The 16,123-nt window shown below is 63.9% G+C and carries 12 protein-coding genes; 7 read left to right on the top strand and 5 right to left on the bottom strand.

Translation table 11 applies throughout. The annotated features are described in order from the left end of the window. Window positions 1–951 carry a 2-hydroxyacid dehydrogenase gene (locus ACZ5R1_RS13620; RefSeq protein ID WP_169854266.1) on the bottom strand — a complete coding sequence of 317 codons (951 nt, stop codon included), beginning with the start codon at window positions 949–951 and terminating at the stop codon, window positions 1–3. Window positions 952–1,006: 55 nt separating this feature from the next. Further along, window positions 1,007–2,314 carry an Nramp family divalent metal transporter gene (locus tag ACZ5R1_RS13615; RefSeq protein WP_042137736.1) on the bottom strand — a complete coding sequence of 436 codons (1,308 nt, stop codon included), beginning with the start codon at window positions 2,312–2,314 and terminating at the stop codon, window positions 1,007–1,009. A 279-nt stretch (window positions 2,315–2,593) separates the two neighbouring features. On the opposite strand from ACZ5R1_RS13615, the gene tig reads away from it, so the two are divergent. The 5 genes from tig (at window position 2,594) to ACZ5R1_RS13590 (ending at window position 10,581) form a co-directional block, all read left to right on the top strand. Continuing rightward, on the top strand, window positions 2,594–3,904 hold the full coding sequence (gene tig, locus ACZ5R1_RS13610) for a trigger factor (protein WP_007162221.1): 1,311 nt from the start codon (window positions 2,594–2,596) through the stop codon (window positions 3,902–3,904). A 90-nt stretch (window positions 3,905–3,994) separates the two neighbouring features. After that, a complete protein-coding gene (gene clpP, locus ACZ5R1_RS13605; RefSeq protein ID WP_007162222.1) occupies window positions 3,995–4,636 on the top strand; it encodes an ATP-dependent Clp endopeptidase proteolytic subunit ClpP in 642 nt (213 codons plus the stop codon). Between the two features lie 110 nt (window positions 4,637–4,746). After that, window positions 4,747–6,027: an ATP-dependent Clp protease ATP-binding subunit ClpX gene (clpX, locus tag ACZ5R1_RS13600; protein ID WP_007162223.1), complete on the top strand. Its 1,281-nt coding sequence runs from the start codon at window positions 4,747–4,749 to the stop codon at window positions 6,025–6,027. Between the two features lie 126 nt (window positions 6,028–6,153). Further along, a complete protein-coding gene (gene lon, locus ACZ5R1_RS13595; protein WP_042137734.1) occupies window positions 6,154–8,550 on the top strand; it encodes an endopeptidase La in 2,397 nt (798 codons plus the stop codon). 174 nt (window positions 8,551–8,724) lie between these two features. Further along, a complete protein-coding gene (locus ACZ5R1_RS13590; RefSeq protein WP_027597704.1) occupies window positions 8,725–10,581 on the top strand; it encodes a SurA N-terminal domain-containing protein in 1,857 nt (618 codons plus the stop codon). A gap of 99 nt (window positions 10,582–10,680) precedes the next feature. Here ACZ5R1_RS13590 and cysK read toward each other — a convergent pair whose 3' ends face one another. Continuing rightward, window positions 10,681–11,655, bottom strand: coding sequence for a cysteine synthase A (gene cysK, locus ACZ5R1_RS13585; RefSeq protein ID WP_007162226.1), 975 nt, complete (start codon window positions 11,653–11,655; stop codon window positions 10,681–10,683). A gap of 110 nt (window positions 11,656–11,765) precedes the next feature. On the opposite strand from cysK, the gene ACZ5R1_RS13580 reads away from it, so the two are divergent. After that, window positions 11,766–12,599 carry an AAA family ATPase gene (locus ACZ5R1_RS13580; protein WP_027597705.1) on the top strand — a complete coding sequence of 278 codons (834 nt, stop codon included), beginning with the start codon at window positions 11,766–11,768 and terminating at the stop codon, window positions 12,597–12,599. 7 nt (window positions 12,600–12,606) lie between these two features. After that, complete coding sequence (locus ACZ5R1_RS13575) at window positions 12,607–13,782, top strand: vWA domain-containing protein (protein ID WP_288492014.1); 1,176 nt, start codon at window positions 12,607–12,609, stop codon at window positions 13,780–13,782. A gap of 39 nt (window positions 13,783–13,821) precedes the next feature. On the opposite strand, the gene htpX is transcribed toward ACZ5R1_RS13575, so the two are convergent. Continuing rightward, entirely contained in the window at window positions 13,822–14,700 is an 879-nt protein-coding gene (gene htpX, locus ACZ5R1_RS13570; protein WP_007162229.1) for a protease HtpX, read from the bottom strand. Between the two features lie 193 nt (window positions 14,701–14,893). Further along, window positions 14,894–16,105, bottom strand: coding sequence for a pyridoxal phosphate-dependent aminotransferase (locus tag ACZ5R1_RS13565; protein WP_027601227.1), 1,212 nt, complete (start codon window positions 16,103–16,105; stop codon window positions 14,894–14,896). Window positions 16,106–16,123 lie beyond the last annotated feature (18 nt).

Below are 16,123 nucleotides of genomic sequence, written 5' to 3'. Positions count from 1 at the left end.
TCAGACCGGCGTGACCAGGCGTCCCTCGGCGAAATAGCGCTCCACGTTGGCCAGCACCAGGTCGGCCATGGCCTGGCGGGTCTCGTGGGTGCCGCTGCCGAGGTGCGGGGTGAGCACCACGTTGTCCAGCGCCAGCAGTGCCGCGGGCACCTCGGGCTCCTCGGCAAAGACATCCAGGCCGGCGCCACCCAGGCTGCCGGCCTGCAAGGCGGCCACCAGGGCGAGCTCGTCGACCACGCTGCCGCGGGCGATATTGATGAGATAGCCGTGCGGTCCCAGGGCGGCGAGGATCCGGGCGTCGACCAGCTTGTCGGTGGCCGGTCCGCCGGGCAGCGACAGGACGAGGAAGTCCGCCGCCTCCGCCAGGTCTTCCAGCTCGGCGTGATAATGATAGGGGGCGTCCGGCTGCGGTTGGCGTCCGTGATAGGCCACCTCCATGCCGAAAGCTTCTGCCCGCCGGGCGATGCTCTTGCCGATGTTGCCCAGGCCGACGATGCCGCAGGTCTTGCCGGCCAGGCGCGAGGTCAACGGAAACTTGCCCTGCCGCCAATCGCCGCGGCGCACGAAACGATCCGCGGCGCTGATGCCCCGTGCCACGTCGATCAGCAGGGCGAAGGCGGTATCGGCGACGCAGTCGTCCAGCACGCCAGGCGTGTTGCTCACCACCACGCCCAGATCCCGTGCCGCGGCGATGTCGATGCTGTCGTAGCCCACCCCGAAGCTGAACACCGCCTGCAGGCCGGGCAGGGCGCTCATCAACTCGCGTGTCGCACCGTGCACGCCGGAGGTGACCAGGGCCACCACGTCCCGCCCACGCGCGGCGAGCAGGGCGGCCTGATCGGGTGCTTCCCAGAGCCGCAGCACCTCATGGCGTGAATTCAGGGCGTCCTGCAGGGCAGGCAACAGCGGACCTACCTGCAGCAGCAGCGGACGTTCGTTCTGTTCAGGCATATCTAGACTCCTTGAAGAGGCAGGGGCGGCGAATCCGCCCCTGAAGGGGGAGGGCCTAGCCCAGCAGCTGCAGGCCGAGCTGGATCGCGACCCAGATCGCCAGCAGGGTGGCGAAGCCCAGCGCCAGGTTCTCGAACCAGTTGTTGCGGTACCTGTCGCCCAGCAGCGACTTCTGGTTGGACATGATCAGCAGACCCAGGGAGATCACCGGCAGGCCGACGATGTTGAGGGCATTCACGCCGATGGTCAGGGTCACGAAGTCGGGCATGCCCGGCAGCGACCACACCAGCGGCGTCACCAGGATGAAGAGCAGGAACCACTTGTGCGCCGGGTCCTTGTGAAAGGTCTTGCCATAGCGTTCGCGGCGCTCCGGACGGATGTGTTGCAGGGCGTCGGTGATCAGCATGGGAAAGGCGGTGGTCTTGCCCACCACGCTGGCGAACAGGGTGGCGAAGACCCCGGTGAAGAAGATCACCCAGCCGCCGGCGCCAAAGAACAGCTCCAGGGCCGCGCCCAGGTCACTCAGGGTGTTCACCTGCAACCCATTGGGTCTGAGGATCTCCACCCCGACCACCCAGATCGCCAGGTTGATGACGATGCCGACCACCACCGCGAAGAGCAGGTCGTTGCGCTGGATGCGCTTGTGTTCCGGGCCGGTCCAGCCCTTTTCCTTCATCACATAGGGATGCACGAAGTTGGCGATGGAGCCGGCCACGGCGCCGATCACCGATACGGCGACCAGCAGGGCGCCGTGCACGCCTTCGTCCGGCGGGATGCTGAAGCCGATGGTGCCGCGCAGGATGCCGCCCAGGTCCGGACCCGACATCACCGCCAGGGTGATGAACGCCAGCGTCATGACCGCCAGCAGCAGTTTCATCACGCCCTCGATCAGCGCATAGAAATTGCGGCCCACCAGCAGCCAGACCGCGATCACCACCGCCGCCGAGCAGAGCAGCGGCTGGTCGAGGTGGAGCAGGGTGGCCAGGGCTTCGCCCGCGCCCTTGAGCATATAGGCATTGGTCAGGTGCCCCATGAGCAGCGCGTAGCCGAGCATGAACCAGGCGAACGCCGGGTGCAGCTGGGCATAGCCTTCCAGGATCGACATGCCGCGGTTATTGCACAGCTGGAAGCGGGCAATGATGTTGACGATGAGAAAGCGCAGCAGCAGGGACACCGCCAGCACCCACATCATGGCGTAGCCGTAGTTGGCGCCCGCCACCGAGGAGGTGATGAGGTCCCCGGCGCCCAGCCAGGACAGCACCGCGATGATGCCGGGGCCCAGCAGCTTCGCCAGGCGGCGCAGGCCGGAGCCTTGCGCCTTGTTCAGGGTTACGGATTTTTCGACGGAACCGGATCGCTCCATGGGGGCGGCTCTCCTAACGATTGTTGTTGTTGTGAATGGGCCGCAGGCGGCCTTTTCGTTAGCTTGCCCTCTGGGTTTAGCACTACATACGACGTCGTACAACTTTAAGCGGACGACAAAATGTTGCCTTCCTCGGGCTCGGCCGGGCTCGCTTCGGTGGCACCCGTATGCACCGCTGGATCAAGCCAGGTGACTTCGCCTGAGACTGTCTCTAGAATGGTCGCCCTTGATTCTGGGGGGTCGGAGTGCCGGCCTGTTCTTGTGCCACGAGGAATATCCATGCAAGTTTCCGTTGAAAACACCTCTGCTCTCGAGCGTCGCATGACCATTGGCGTGCCGGCCGAGCGTATTGAAACCGAAGTGAACAAGCGTCTGCAGCAGACTGCACGGCGTGCCAAGGTTCCCGGTTTCCGCCCGGGCAAGGTACCCATGAGCGTCATCCGCCAGCGCTACGAAGCCTCGGCTCGTCAGGAAGCCTTGGGTGATCTCATTCAGGAAACCTTCTACGAAGCCGTTGTCGAGCAGAAGCTCAACCCGGCCGGCGCACCCGCCGTCGAACCCAAGGTGTTCGAAAAGGGCAAGGACCTGGAATACGTCGCCACCTTCGAAGTCTTCCCCGAGTTCGAAGTGAAGGGCCTGGACGGCATCGAGATCGAGCGTCAGGACGCAAGCGTCGAAGACGCCGACATCGACAAGATGCTCGACGTGCTGCGCAAGCAGGGCACCCGCTACGAAGCCGTTGACCGCGCTGCCGCCAACGACGACCAGGTCACCATCGACTTCGTCGGCACCCAGGACGGCGAAGCCTTCGCTGGCGGTTCCGCCGAAGGCACCAAGCTGGTGCTGGGTTCGGGCCGCATGATCCCCGGTTTCGAAGACGGTCTGGTCGGCGCCAAGGCCGGTGACGAGCGCGTGCTCGACCTGACCTTCCCCGAGGACTACCAGAACCTGGATCTGGCCGGCAAGGCCGCCCAGTTCAAGGTCACCGTCAAGGAAGTGGCCGCGCCCGAGCTGCCCGAGCTGAACGAAGCCTTCTTCAAGCAGTTCGGTGTGGAAGAGACCACCGTCGAAGGTTTCCGCGCCGAAGTACGCAAGAACATGGAGCGCGAGCTGCGCCAGGCCCTCAAGACCAAGGTCAAGAACCAGGTCATGGACGGTCTGCTGGCTGCCAACCAGATCGACGTCCCGGCTGCCCTGATCAGCAACGAAGTGGATCGTCTGCGCGTCCAGGCCGTCCAGCAGTTCGGCGGCAACATCCAGCCCGAGCAGCTGCCGGCCGAGCTGTTCAGCGAGCAGGCCAAGCGCCGCGTGCTGCTGGGTCTGATCATCGCCGAGATGGTCAAGCAGTTCGAGCTCAAGCCCGATGACGCCCGCGTTCGCGAGCTGATCGAAGAGATGGCGGCGGCCTACCAGGAGCCCGAGCAGGTAGTGAAGTGGTACTACCAGAACGAGCAGCAGCTGAACGAAGTGCGTTCGGTTGTACTGGAAGAACAAGTCGTGGATACTGTCCTCAAGCAGGCAAAAGTCACCGACAAGCAGGTCTCCTACGAGGACGCGGTCAAACCGGCCGAGGCTCCGCAAGCAGCCTGATCTGCCTCCAGTTGCTAGTTCACCTAAGCCAGCCTCGTGCTGGCTTATGTGTTTTTGACAGGTCATCCAGATAGGGAGCTAGTGCAGGACATGTCCCGCAATTCATACATGCAATCCATGCCCGATATTCAAGCCGCTGGCGGTCTGGTACCCATGGTGGTGGAGCAATCCGCCCGGGGCGAGCGCGCTTACGACATCTACTCCCGGCTGCTCAAGGAGCGGGTCATCTTCCTGGTCGGCCAGGTCGAGGACTACATGGCCAACCTGGTCGTCGCCCAGCTGCTGTTCCTGGAAGCGGAGAATCCTGACAAGGACATCCACCTCTATATCAACAGCCCGGGTGGTTCGGTGACCGCCGGCATGTCGATCTACGACACCATGCAGTTCATCAAGCCCGACGTTTCCACCATCTGCATCGGCCAGGCCTGCAGCATGGGCGCCCTGCTGCTGGCAGGCGGCGCCGCCGAGAAGCGTTTCTGCCTGCCGCACTCGCGGATGATGATTCACCAGCCCCTGGGCGGTTTCCAGGGTCAGGCTTCGGACATCGAAATTCACGCCCGTGAAATTCTGACCATCCGCGAGCGTCTGAATAAGGTGCTGGCGCATCACACCGGTCAGCCGATGGACGTGATCGCCCGCGATACCGACCGTGACAACTTCATGAGTGGCCCCGAAGCCGTCGCCTACGGCCTGATCGACAAGGTCCTCGAGAAGCGCAACATCCCCGCCTGACCCCGCCTCGACCACCTGCCCAGACGCCGGTCGTTTGGGCAGGTAGGCTTGAAAAACCGTGCAATAGGCTCCATCTTGTTGATGTAAGCACATTCCATTGGATCGATCGAATGACAGATACGCGCAATAGCGACGATAACGGCAAGCTGCTTTACTGCTCCTTCTGCGGCAAGAGTCAGCACGAAGTACGTAAATTGATCGCTGGACCCTCCGTCTTCATCTGCGACGAATGCGTCGACCTGTGCAATGACATCATCCGCGAGGAAGTCCAGGAAGCTCAGGCCGAAAGCAATGCGCACAAGCTGCCAGCGCCGAAGGAAATCAGCGCCATCCTCGACCAGTATGTCATTGGTCAGCAGCGTGCCAAGCGGGTCCTCGCCGTTGCCGTCTACAACCATTACAAGCGTCTGAATCAGCGCGAGAAGAAAGACGACGTCGAACTGGGCAAAAGCAACATCCTGCTCATCGGTCCGACCGGTTCGGGCAAGACCCTGCTGGCGGAAACGCTGGCGCGCCTGCTCAACGTACCTTTCACCATCGCCGATGCTACCACTCTGACCGAAGCCGGTTACGTGGGTGAAGACGTCGAGAACATCATTCAGAAGCTGTTGCAGAAGTGCGATTATGATGTGGAAAAGGCCCAGATGGGCATCGTCTATATCGACGAGATCGACAAGATCTCGCGCAAGTCCGACAACCCCTCCATCACCCGTGACGTCTCGGGCGAGGGCGTGCAGCAGGCGCTGCTGAAGCTGATCGAAGGTACCGTGGCGTCGGTTCCGCCCCAGGGTGGCCGCAAGCATCCCCAGCAGGAATTCCTGCAGGTCGATACGCGCAACATCCTGTTCATCTGTGGCGGCGCCTTCGCCGGCCTGGAAAAGGTCATCCAGAACCGTTCCACCAAGGGCGGCGGCATCGGCTTCAATGCCGAGGTGCGCAGCCAGGAACTGGGCAAGAAGATCGGCGAATCCCTGCGTGACGCCGAGCCCGAGGATCTGGTCAAGTTCGGTCTGATCCCCGAGTTCGTCGGTCGTCTGCCGGTCATCGCGACCCTGGACGAGCTGGATGAACCTGCACTCATGCAGATCCTGACCGAGCCGAAGAACGCCCTGACCAAGCAGTACGCCAAGCTGTTCGAGATGGAAGACGTGGATCTGGAATTCCGTCCCGACGCGCTCAAGGCGGTTGCCCGCAAGGCGCTGGAGCGCAAGACCGGTGCCCGGGGCCTGAGATCCATCCTCGAAGGCATCCTGCTCGAGACCATGTACGAGATTCCTTCGCAGAAGGAAGTCAGCAAGGTGGTCATCGACGAGAGCGTCATCGACGGGAGTTCCCAGCCGCTGCTCATCTACGAGAACAGCGAGCCCGCCAAGGCGGCGCCAGACGCGTGACAAAAGGGGCTTCGGCCCCTTTTTCATTTCAGCGACGGTTGTATTTTGCGGCGCCCAACCTCATGTTAGAGAAAACCGAGGCCTTAACCGCATCTGCGGCCGATTATTTGCCGAGACCCGTATCCCATGACTACGACGATAGAACTTCCCCTGCTGCCCCTACGTGACGTAGTGGTCTATCCCCACATGGTCATCCCATTGTTCGTCGGAAGGGAAAAGTCCGTCGAGGCCCTCGAGGCCGCCATGGCTGGCGACAAGCAGATCCTGCTGGTCGCGCAGAAGAATCCCGGCGACGACGATCCCGCCGCGGATGACATGTATCACATGGGTACGGTCGCCACCGTTCTCCAGCTGCTCAAGTTGCCCGACGGCACCGTCAAGGTCCTGGTCGAGGGCGAGCAGCGTGGCCGTATCGAGTCCTTCGTCGAGAACCAGGCCTATGCCCGTGCCCTGGTCACCCTGATCGAGGACAGCGAAGCCCCGGATCGCGAATCCGAGGTGTTCTCGCGCAGCCTGATGAGCCAGTTCGAGCAATACGTGCAACTCGGCAAGAAGGTCCCCGCCGAGGTGCTGTCTTCCCTCAACAGCATCGAAGACCCCAGCCGCCTGGTCGATACCATGGCCGCGCACATGGCGCTGAAGATCGAGCAGAAGCAGGAGATCCTCGAGATCACCGAGCTGGGCGCCCGCGTCGAGCACGTGCTGGCCCTGCTGGATGCGGAAATCGACCTGCTGCAGGTGGAAAAGCGCATCCGTGGCCGCGTCAAGAAGCAGATGGAGCGCAGCCAGCGCGAGTACTACCTCAACGAACAGATGAAGGCCATCCAGAAGGAACTGGGCGACATCGATGAAGGGCACAACGAGGTCGACGACCTCAAGCGTCGCATCGAGGCCGCCGGTCTGCCCAAGGATGCCCTCGCCAAGGCCAATGCCGAGCTGAACAAGCTCAAGCAGATGTCGCCCATGTCGGCCGAAGCCACCGTGGTGCGCTCCTACATCGACTGGCTGGTGAACGTGCCGTGGCAGGCCGAGAGCAAGGTCCGTCTGGACCTGGGCCGCGCCGAGGAAGTCCTCGACAAGGACCACTACGGTCTCGAGGAAGTGAAAGAGCGCATTCTCGAATACCTCGCCGTGCAGAAGCGCGTGAAGAAGGTGCGGGGCCCGGTGCTGTGCCTGGTCGGTCCGCCCGGCGTGGGCAAGACCTCGCTGGCCGAGTCCATCGCCCGCTCCACCGGTCGAAAGTTCGTGCGCATGGCCCTGGGTGGCGTGCGTGACGAAGCCGAGATCCGTGGTCACCGCCGCACCTACATCGGCTCCATGCCGGGTCGTCTGATCCAGAAGATGACCAAGGTCGGGGTGCGCAACCCGTTGTTCCTGCTCGACGAAATCGACAAGATGGGCAACGACATGCGCGGCGATCCCGCCTCCGCATTGCTCGAGGTCCTGGATCCGGAGCAGAACCACACCTTCAACGACCATTACCTCGAGGTGGACTACGACCTCTCCGACGTGATGTTCGTCTGCACCGCCAACTCCATGAACATTCCGGCGCCGCTGCTGGACCGCATGGAAGTGATTCGGCTGCCCGGCTACACCGAAGACGAGAAGGTCAACATCGCCACCCGCTACCTGATTCCCAAGCAGGTCAAGGCTAACGGCCTGAAGAAGGGCGAGGTGGAATTCGATGAAGCCGCCCTGCGCGACATCATCCGCTACTACACCCGTGAAGCGGGCGTGCGCAGTCTGGAGCGTCAGGTGGCCAAGGTCTGCCGCAAGGTGGTCAAGCAGCACGCCCTGAGCAAGGAGCGTACCGCCAGCGTCACCGTGGACACCCTGGAGCACTGGCTGGGCGTCCGCAAGTTCCGCTACGGTCTGGCCGAGCAGCAGGATCAGATCGGTCAGGTCACCGGCCTGGCCTGGACCCAGGTGGGCGGTGAACTGCTGACCATCGAGTCCGCCGTGGTCCCCGGCAAGGGTCAGATGATCAAGACCGGTTCGCTGGGCGACGTGATGGCCGAGTCCATCACCGCGGCCCTGACCGTGGTCCGCAGCCGTGGTCGCAGCCTGGGTATCCCCAGGGACTTCCACGAGAAGCACGACATCCATATCCACGTCCCCGAAGGCGCCACGCCCAAGGACGGTCCGAGTGCCGGTATCGGCATGTGCACGGCGCTGGTGTCGGCGGCCACCCGCATTCCGGTACGCGCCGACGTGGCCATGACCGGCGAGATCACCCTGCGTGGTCAGGTGCTGGCCATCGGCGGCCTCAAGGAAAAGCTGCTCGCAGCCCACCGCGGCGGCATCCGTACCGTGATCATTCCGGAAGAAAACGTCCGGGATCTGCGGGACATTCCGGACAACATCAAGGCCGACTTGCAGATCAAGCCGGTCAAATGGATTGACGAGGTCTTGGAGGTTGCGCTGCAATACACGCCGGAGCCGCTTCCGGACGATGGTCCGGAGCTCGTCAGCAAGGACGAGAAGCGGGATCAGGAAGGCAAGGAGCGCGTCAGTACCCACTGACGGCGCCCCTGGGCTTGATGGGCGGGCCCCCAGCTGAAGCTGCTGGTGTTCCGCCGTCCTGCTGGATGCAAGGTCCTTGATCGACGAAAAGGCGCATCTCGAGATGCGCCTTTTCGCTATTTGCTATTCGACGATTTCGCCATGGCCGGTCCGGCCACAGCTCGTGGGGGGAACATGCTACAAAACATCAGGGACCGTTCGCAGGGATGGATTGCCAAAGTCATCATCGGATTCATCATCCTGCTGATGGCACTGACCGGCTTCGAAGCGATCATCCGCGCCACGGGTCACCAGGGCGCCGTCGCGCTGGTCAATGGCGACGAGATCAAGCAGACGGAGCTGGCGCAGGCCGTGGAAATGCAGCGTCGCCAGCTGCAGCAGCAACTGGGGCAGGGGTTCGATCCGTCCACCTTGGATGACCGTCTGCTGCGCGAATCCGCGCTCAAGGCACTGATCGACAAGCAACTGCTGCTGCAGAGCGCCAAGGCCGATCGCTTCGCCTTCTCCGAGCAGGCACTGGATCAGCTGATCCTCAATACCCCCGAATTCCAGACCGAAGGGCGTTTCGATCCGCAGCGCTTCGATCAGGCCGTTCGACAGATGAACTACAACCGCCTGCAATTCCGCGATCTCCTGCGCGACGAGATGCTGATCGGTCAGCTGCGCGCCGGCATCGTCGGCAGCAACTTCGTCACCGATGCCGATATCGAGGCCTTTGCGGCCCTCGAACGGCAGACCCGTGACTTCGCCCTGCGTACCGTCAAGGCCTCGCCGGCCGGCATCACGCCGACCCAGGACGAGATCCAGGCCTACTACGACAGCCACAAGAACGCCTTCATGACCCCCGAGCAGGTGGTCATCGAGTACGTCGAGCTGAAGAAGGATGCCTTCCTGGCCAAGGCCAAGGTCGACGAAAGCCGCCTGCAGGCCGCCTACAAATCCGAGATCGCCAATCTGTCGGAGCAGCGTGACGCCGCCCATATCCTCATCGAGGTCAATGACAAGCAGAACGACGAGCAGGCCAAGGCTAAGATCCAGCAGATCCAGGAACGCCTGAAGAAGGGCGAGGACTTCGCCAAGCTGGCCAAGGAGTTCTCCCAGGACCCGGGCTCGGCGGCCAATGGCGGTGACCTCGGCTTTGCCGGTCGCGGCGTCTATGATCCGGCCTTCGAAGAGGCGCTCTATGCGCTGGCACCGCAGCAGGTGTCGGCTCCGGTGCGCACCAGCTTTGGCTGGCACCTGATCAAGCTGCAGGGCGTACAGGCACCGGAAGTGCCCACCCTGGCCAGCGTCCGGCCGCGTCTGGAACAGCAGCTCAAGGCGGAAGATGCCGATCGCCTGTTCGTGGAAGCGGGCCGCAAGCTGGAAAGCTCCGCCTATGAGTCCTCCGACTTGGGCCAGCCGGCCCAGGAGCTGGGCCTGCAGGTCAAGACCAGCGCGCCCTTCGGTCGTGAAGGCGGCGAGGGGTTGACCGCCAACCGCCAGGTGATCGAGGCGGCCTTCAGCGAAGACGTCCTGCGCAACGGGGCCAACAGCACCGCGCTGCAACTGGATCCGGAGACCCTGGTGGTGATTCGTGACAAGGAGCACCGTACGCCGCAGCTGCAACCTCTGGATGCGGTCAGAAATGAGATCGTGACCCGCCTGACCCAGGAAAAGGCCGCAGCCGTGGCCAAGCAGACGGGTGAGCAGCAGCTCAAGACCCTGCGCGACGGCGGCAAGGCCGTGGCGGGCGACTGGCGTACCGTCGAAGCCGCCACCCGCAACCAGGAGGGTATCGATCCTCAGGTGTTGCAGGCGGCCTTCCGCATGGCCAAGCCGGAAGGCGACAAGCCGTCCTATGCCGGTGTCAGCCTGCAGAACGGTGACTTCGTCCTGATCCGGCTGCAGGGTGTCGGGGTGCCCAAGGAAGCCCTGAGTGCCGAGGATAAGGCGTTGTATCGTCGCTACCTCGCCTCGCGCGCCGGCCAGGTCGATTTCGCGGCCTACCGTCGGGCCCTGGATGCCAAGGCCGAGATCAAGCATCTCTGATACGAAAAAAGCCCGGGAAACCGGGCTTTTTCTTGGGCGGTGGTAACGCGGTCCAGGCCTCTCCGGTGGCGCCCTCAGGGGAGAGCGGGGCTGCGGGCGTTACTGAACCAGTTCCTGCTCGTCGAACAGGCCATCGAAGAGCATCGTCGACAGATAGCGCTCACCGGAATCCGGCAGGATGACCACGATGGTCTTGCCCTGCATCTCCGGCGTCTCGGCCAGCCGGACCGCGGCCGCCATGGCGGCGCCGCAGGAGATGCCACAGAGAATGCCTTCCTCGCGCATCAGGCGCTGGGCCATCAACTTGGCCTGCTCATCGCTCACCTGCTCGACGCGATCGACCATGGCGAGGTCCAGGTTGCCGGGTACGAAACCGGCGCCGATGCCCTGGATCTTGTGCGGGTTGGGCTTCACCTCGGCACCGGCCAGGGTCTGGCTGATGACCGGCGAGGTTTCCGGCTCCACGGCGACCGAGAGGATCGGCTTGCCCTTGGTGTTCTTGATGAAGCGCGAGATGCCGGTCAGGGTACCGCCGGTACCGACGCCGGCCACCAGCACATCGATGGCGCCATCGGTGTCGTTCCAGATCTCGGGGCCGGTGGTTTTTTCATGGATGGCCGGGTTGGCCGGGTTGTCGAATTGCTGCGGCATGAAATAGCGATCGGGCTCGCTCTCGGCGATCTCCCGCGCCTTCTCGATGGCGCCCTTCATGCCCTTGGCCGGCTCGGTCAGCACCAGCTCCGCGCCCAGCGCCTTGAGCACCTTGCGCCGCTCCAGGCTCATGGAGGCCGGCATGGTCAGCACCAGGCGGTAGCCACGGGCGGCGGCGACATAGGCCAGGCCGATGCCGGTATTACCCGAGGTGGGCTCCACCAGGCTCATTCCGGGCTTGAGCAGCCCCTTGGCTTCGGCGTCCCAGATCAGGTTGGCACCGATACGGCATTTGACCGAATAGCCCGGATTGCGTCCCTCGATCTTGGCGAGCAGGGTGACGCCCTTGGGGCCGAGGCGATTGATGTAGACCAGCGGCGTGTTGCCGATGGACTGGGCGTTGTCAGCGAAGATGCGGCTCATGGCGGATCCTGTACGGCGCGGAAAACTCGCAGCCTAGGCCTTGCGTCCGATGGCGTCCAGCCCAGGTGCGGCGTGCTATCGTCAGGCGAAACAGCTGCCGAGGATCAGTGATGGCCTTTCAGGGTACCGAGCGTTATGTGGCCACGGCCGAACTCAGTCTGGCGGTCAATGCCGCCATCCAGCTGGGGCGTCCGCTGCTGGTGAAGGGCGAGCCGGGCACCGGCAAGACGCTGCTGGCCGAGCAGGTGGCCGAGAGCCAGGGGGCGCGGCTGATCACCTGGCACGTCAAGTCCACCACCAAGGCGCAGCAAGGGCTCTATGAGTACGACGCTGTGAGTCGCCTGCGCGATTCCCAGCTGGGGGATCCCCGGGTGCAGGAGGTGGCGAACTACATCAAGCCGGGCAAGCTGTGGGACGCCTTCACCGCCGAGGATCCGGTGGTGCTGCTGATCGACGAGATCGACAAGGCCGACATCGAGTTTCCCAACGACCTGCTGCTGGAACTCGATCGCATGGAGTTCCATGTCTACGAGACCGGCGAGACCATTCGTGCCCAGCGGCGACCCGTCATCATCATCACCTCCAACAACGAAAAGGAACTGCCGGACGCCTTTCTGCGCCGCTGCTTCTTTCACTTCATCCGCTTTCCCGAGCGCGACACCCTCGAACGTATCGTCCAGGTGCACTATCCCGATCTCCAGGGGCGCCTGGTCAAGGAGGCGCTGGATCTCTTCCTCGACCTGCGCAGCGTGCCGGGGCTGAAGAAGAAGCCGTCCACCTCGGAGCTGGTGGACTGGCTGGCGCTGTTGCTGGGCGATGAGGCGGCGCAGCGGGCGCTGCACGGCGAGGGCGGTCTGCCGCCCCTGGCAGGTGCCCTGGTAAAGAACGAACAGGATCTGCAGTTGCTCGAACGCCAGGCCTTCATGCGCCGGCGGCGGAGCTGAGCGCGGCATGTTCCTCGATTTCTTCACTCGACTCAGGGCCGCGGGCATCCCGGTGTCCCTGGGCGAACTGCTGGATCTGCACGCTGCCCTGGATGCCGGCCTGGCGGTGGCCGATCCCGAGGCCTTTTATCTGCTGGCGCGCGCCGTGCTGGTCAAGGACGAGCGCTTCTTCGACCGTTTCGACCAGGTCTATGCCGGCGAGCTGGCCAGGTCGGAGCGTGCGCCGGATGCGCAGGCGATTCCCCCGGACTGGCTGCGGCTGGAGCTGCAGCGGCGGCTGTCGGAGGAGGATCGCCAGCGGTTGCAGGCCCTGGGTGGCCTCGATGAGCTGCTCGAGACCCTGCGGCAGCGTCTCGCCGAACAGCGCGAGCGGCACGCCGGCGGCAACAAATGGGTCGGCACGGGCGGTACCAGTCCCTTCGGCAGCGGTGGCTACAATCCCTTCGGTGTGCGCGTGGGCGAAGCCGGTACCCGCCAGGGGCGGGCGGCCAAGGTCTGGGAGCAGCGCGACTTCCGCAATCTGGATGACCGCGCGCCCCTGGATCGCCGCAACCTGCAACTGGCCCTGCGCCGGCTCAGGCGCTTCGCTCGCCAGGGCGCGGCGGCGGAATTCGATCTGGAGGAGACCATCGCGGCCACGGCGCGCGAGGGCGGGTTGCTGGACGTGCGCTATCGCCCGGAGCGGCACAATGCGACCAAGGTGCTCCTGCTGCTCGATGTCGGCGGCTCCATGGACCTGCATGTACAGCTGTGCAGCGAGCTGTTCAGCGCCTGCCGCCTGGAGTTCCGCCACCTGGAGTACTACTACTTCCACAACTGCGTCTACGAACGCGTCTGGCGGGACAATGCCCGGCGCCACGAGGAGGGGCTGGCGACCGGCGAGCTCCTGCGCCGCTATGGCGCGGACTACCGCCTGGTGATCGTCGGCGATGCCAGCATGGGGCCCTATGAGCTCACCCACCCGGGGGGTAGCGTCGAACACTGGAACGAAGAGCCCGGCGCGCTCTGGATCCAGCGGCTGTGCCAGCACTTTCCGCGGGCTGCCTGGCTCAATCCCTATCCACGCGATGGCTGGGATTTCAGCACCTCCATCGGCCTGTTGCGCGAGCTGATGGGGCAGCGCATGTTCCCCCTGACCGGCGAAGGCCTGGGCGAAGCCATCCGCAGCTTGACCCGCCCATGAAAAAACCCGGCCTTGGCCGGGTTTTTTCATCGCTCGAACTCAGCGCTGGCCGTAGCGGCGCAGGGCTTCGATGCGGTCTTCCAGCGGCGGGTGGCTCATCAGCAGACCGGCCAGGCCGTTCTTCAGCGAGCCATTGATGCCGAAGGCGTTCAGGGTGTCGGGCATCTGCACCGGGATACCCTGTTCGGCACGCAGGCGCTGCAGGGCGCCGATCATGGCATTGGGGCCGGCCAGGCGCGCACCGGCTTCGTCGGCGCGGAATTCGCGTTTGCGCGAGAACCACATGACGATGATGCTGGCCAGGATGCCCAGGACCAGTTCGGCGACGATGGTGGTCACGAAGTAGGCGATACCGTGGCCTTCCTCGTTCTTGAAGATGGCCTTGTCGACGAAGTTGCCGAAGATCCGCGCGAAGAACATCACGAAGGTGTTCACCACGCCCTGGATCAGCGCCAGGGTCACCATGTCGCCGTTGGCGACGTGGCCGATCTCGTGGGCCAGCACCGCACGCACCTCTTCGGGCGAGAAACGCTCGAGCAGGCCCTGGCTGACCGCGACGAGGGCGTCGTTGCGGTTCCAGCCGGTGGCGAAGGCGTTGGCCTCGTAGGCCGGGAAGATGCCGACCTCGGGCGTCTTGATGCCGGCTTCGCGGGCCAGCTCTTCGACGGTCTGCAGCAGCCACTGCTCATGGCGGGTACGCGGCTGGCTGATGACCTCGGTGCGGGTGCTCATCTTCGCCATCCACTTGGAGATGAACAGCGAGACCAGCGAGCCGGCGAAACCGAACACGGCACAGAACACCAGCAGACTGCCATAGTTCTGACCGGTGTAGCGATCCACGCCAAGCACCTTCAAGGTGATGCTGGCAACGATCAGCACCGCCAGGTTGGTAGCCAGAAACAACAGAATGCGCATCATGGTGGGGTACAGCTCCTCACAGGTTTATCTGCCGGCTATATAAGGTTCCGTCCCGGTCCGTTCAACGTTTCCACTATTGCAAACTGTGTCGTCTGCCGGCCGATTGGGCTGGCGGCGGCCAGCGCGCGAGTGCCAGCGCCGGTTGACGCCGCCGGGGGCGCCAACCGGTGAAAGACCCGGAAATGCTTTGCCGCTACTGGGCGTAGCCGCCGAGGAAGTTGCCGATGCGGCCGATCGCCTGCTCAAGGTCATCGACGCGGGGCAGGGTGACGACACGGAAGTGGTCGGGCCAGGGCCAGTTGAAGGCGGTGCCCTGGACCACCAGCAGCTTTTCCGACAGCAGCAGGTCGAGGACGAATTTCTCGTCGTTGTGGATGGGGCAGACCTTGGGATCGATCCGCGGGAAGGCATAGAGCGCGCCCATCGGCTTCACGCAGCTGACCCCGGGGATGTCGTTGAGCAACTCCCAGGTGCGATTGCGCTGTTCCAGCAGGCGCCCGGGCGGCAGGACCAGGTCGTTGATGCTCTGGTAGCCGCCCAGCGCGGTCTGGATCGCGTGCTGCGCCGGCACGTTGGCGCACAGGCGCATGTTGGCGAGGATGTCGAGGCCTTCGATATAGCTGTGGGCGCGGTGCTTGGGCCCCGAGACGATCAGCCAGCCCGACCGGAAGCCGGCGACGCGATAGGACTTGGACAGGCCGTTGAAGGTCAGGCACAGCACGTCCGGCGCCAGGGAAGCGGTGGAGATGTGCTGGGCCTCGTCGTAGAGGATCTTGTCGTAGATCTCGTCGGAGAACAGCACCAGGTTGTGCCGCCGCGCCAGCTCGACGATGCCTTCCAGCACCGCCTTGGAGTAGACCGCACCGGTGGGGTTGTTCGGATTGATCAGCACCAGCGCCTTGGTGTTGCTGGTGATCTTGGCTTCCATGTCGGCCAGATCGGGGAACCAGCCGGCCTGTTCGTCGCACAGGTAGTGCACCGGCTTGCCGCCGGCCAGGCTGACCGCGGCGGTCCACAGCGGATAGTCCGGCGCCGGGATCAGCACCTCGTCGTTGTTGTTGAGCAGCGCCTGCATGGCCATGACGATCAGCTCGGAGACGCCATTGCCCAGGTAGATGTCTTCGATGCCGACACCCTCGATGCGCTTCTGCTGGCAATACTGCATCACCGCCTTGCGCGCGCTGAACAGGCCCTTGGAGTCGCTGTAGCCCTGGGCGGTCGGCAGATTGCGGATGACGTCCTGCAGGATCTCCTCGGGCGCCTCGAAGCCGAAGGGCGCCGGATTGCCGATGTTGAGCTTCAGGATGCGGTGGCCTTCTTCTTCAAGGCGCTTGGCATGCTTGAGGACCGGGCCGCGGATGTCGTAGCAGACATTGGCGAGCTTGTTCGACTTGGAGACCTGCATGGGGAAATGAATCCTGGA

This window comes from Pseudomonas sp. Pso3, assembly GCF_055393275.1.
The sequence above is the reverse complement of the archived record's forward strand: the minus strand, read 5'-3'. Positions and strand labels throughout refer to the sequence as shown.

Coding starts and splice junctions, on each gene's coding strand:
- ACZ5R1_RS13580 (WP_027597705.1), top strand. CDS start 11,766: ATGGCCTTTCAGGGTACCGAGCGTTATGTGGCCACGGCCGAACTCAGT.
- cysK (WP_007162226.1), bottom strand. CDS start 11,655: ATGAGCCGCATCTTCGCTGACAACGCCCAGTCCATCGGCAACACGCCG.
- ACZ5R1_RS13575 (WP_288492014.1), top strand. CDS start 12,607: ATGTTCCTCGATTTCTTCACTCGACTCAGGGCCGCGGGCATCCCGGTG.
- ACZ5R1_RS13620 (WP_169854266.1), bottom strand. CDS start 951: ATGCCTGAACAGAACGAACGTCCGCTGCTGCTGCAGGTAGGTCCGCTG.
- clpX (WP_007162223.1), top strand. CDS start 4,747: ATGACAGATACGCGCAATAGCGACGATAACGGCAAGCTGCTTTACTGC.
- ACZ5R1_RS13565 (WP_027601227.1), bottom strand. CDS start 16,105: ATGCAGGTCTCCAAGTCGAACAAGCTCGCCAATGTCTGCTACGACATC.
- lon (WP_042137734.1), top strand. CDS start 6,154: ATGACTACGACGATAGAACTTCCCCTGCTGCCCCTACGTGACGTAGTG.
- htpX (WP_007162229.1), bottom strand. CDS start 14,700: ATGATGCGCATTCTGTTGTTTCTGGCTACCAACCTGGCGGTGCTGATC.
- ACZ5R1_RS13590 (WP_027597704.1), top strand. CDS start 8,725: ATGCTACAAAACATCAGGGACCGTTCGCAGGGATGGATTGCCAAAGTC.
- ACZ5R1_RS13615 (WP_042137736.1), bottom strand. CDS start 2,314: ATGGAGCGATCCGGTTCCGTCGAAAAATCCGTAACCCTGAACAAGGCG.
- clpP (WP_007162222.1), top strand. CDS start 3,995: ATGTCCCGCAATTCATACATGCAATCCATGCCCGATATTCAAGCCGCT.
- tig (WP_007162221.1), top strand. CDS start 2,594: ATGCAAGTTTCCGTTGAAAACACCTCTGCTCTCGAGCGTCGCATGACC.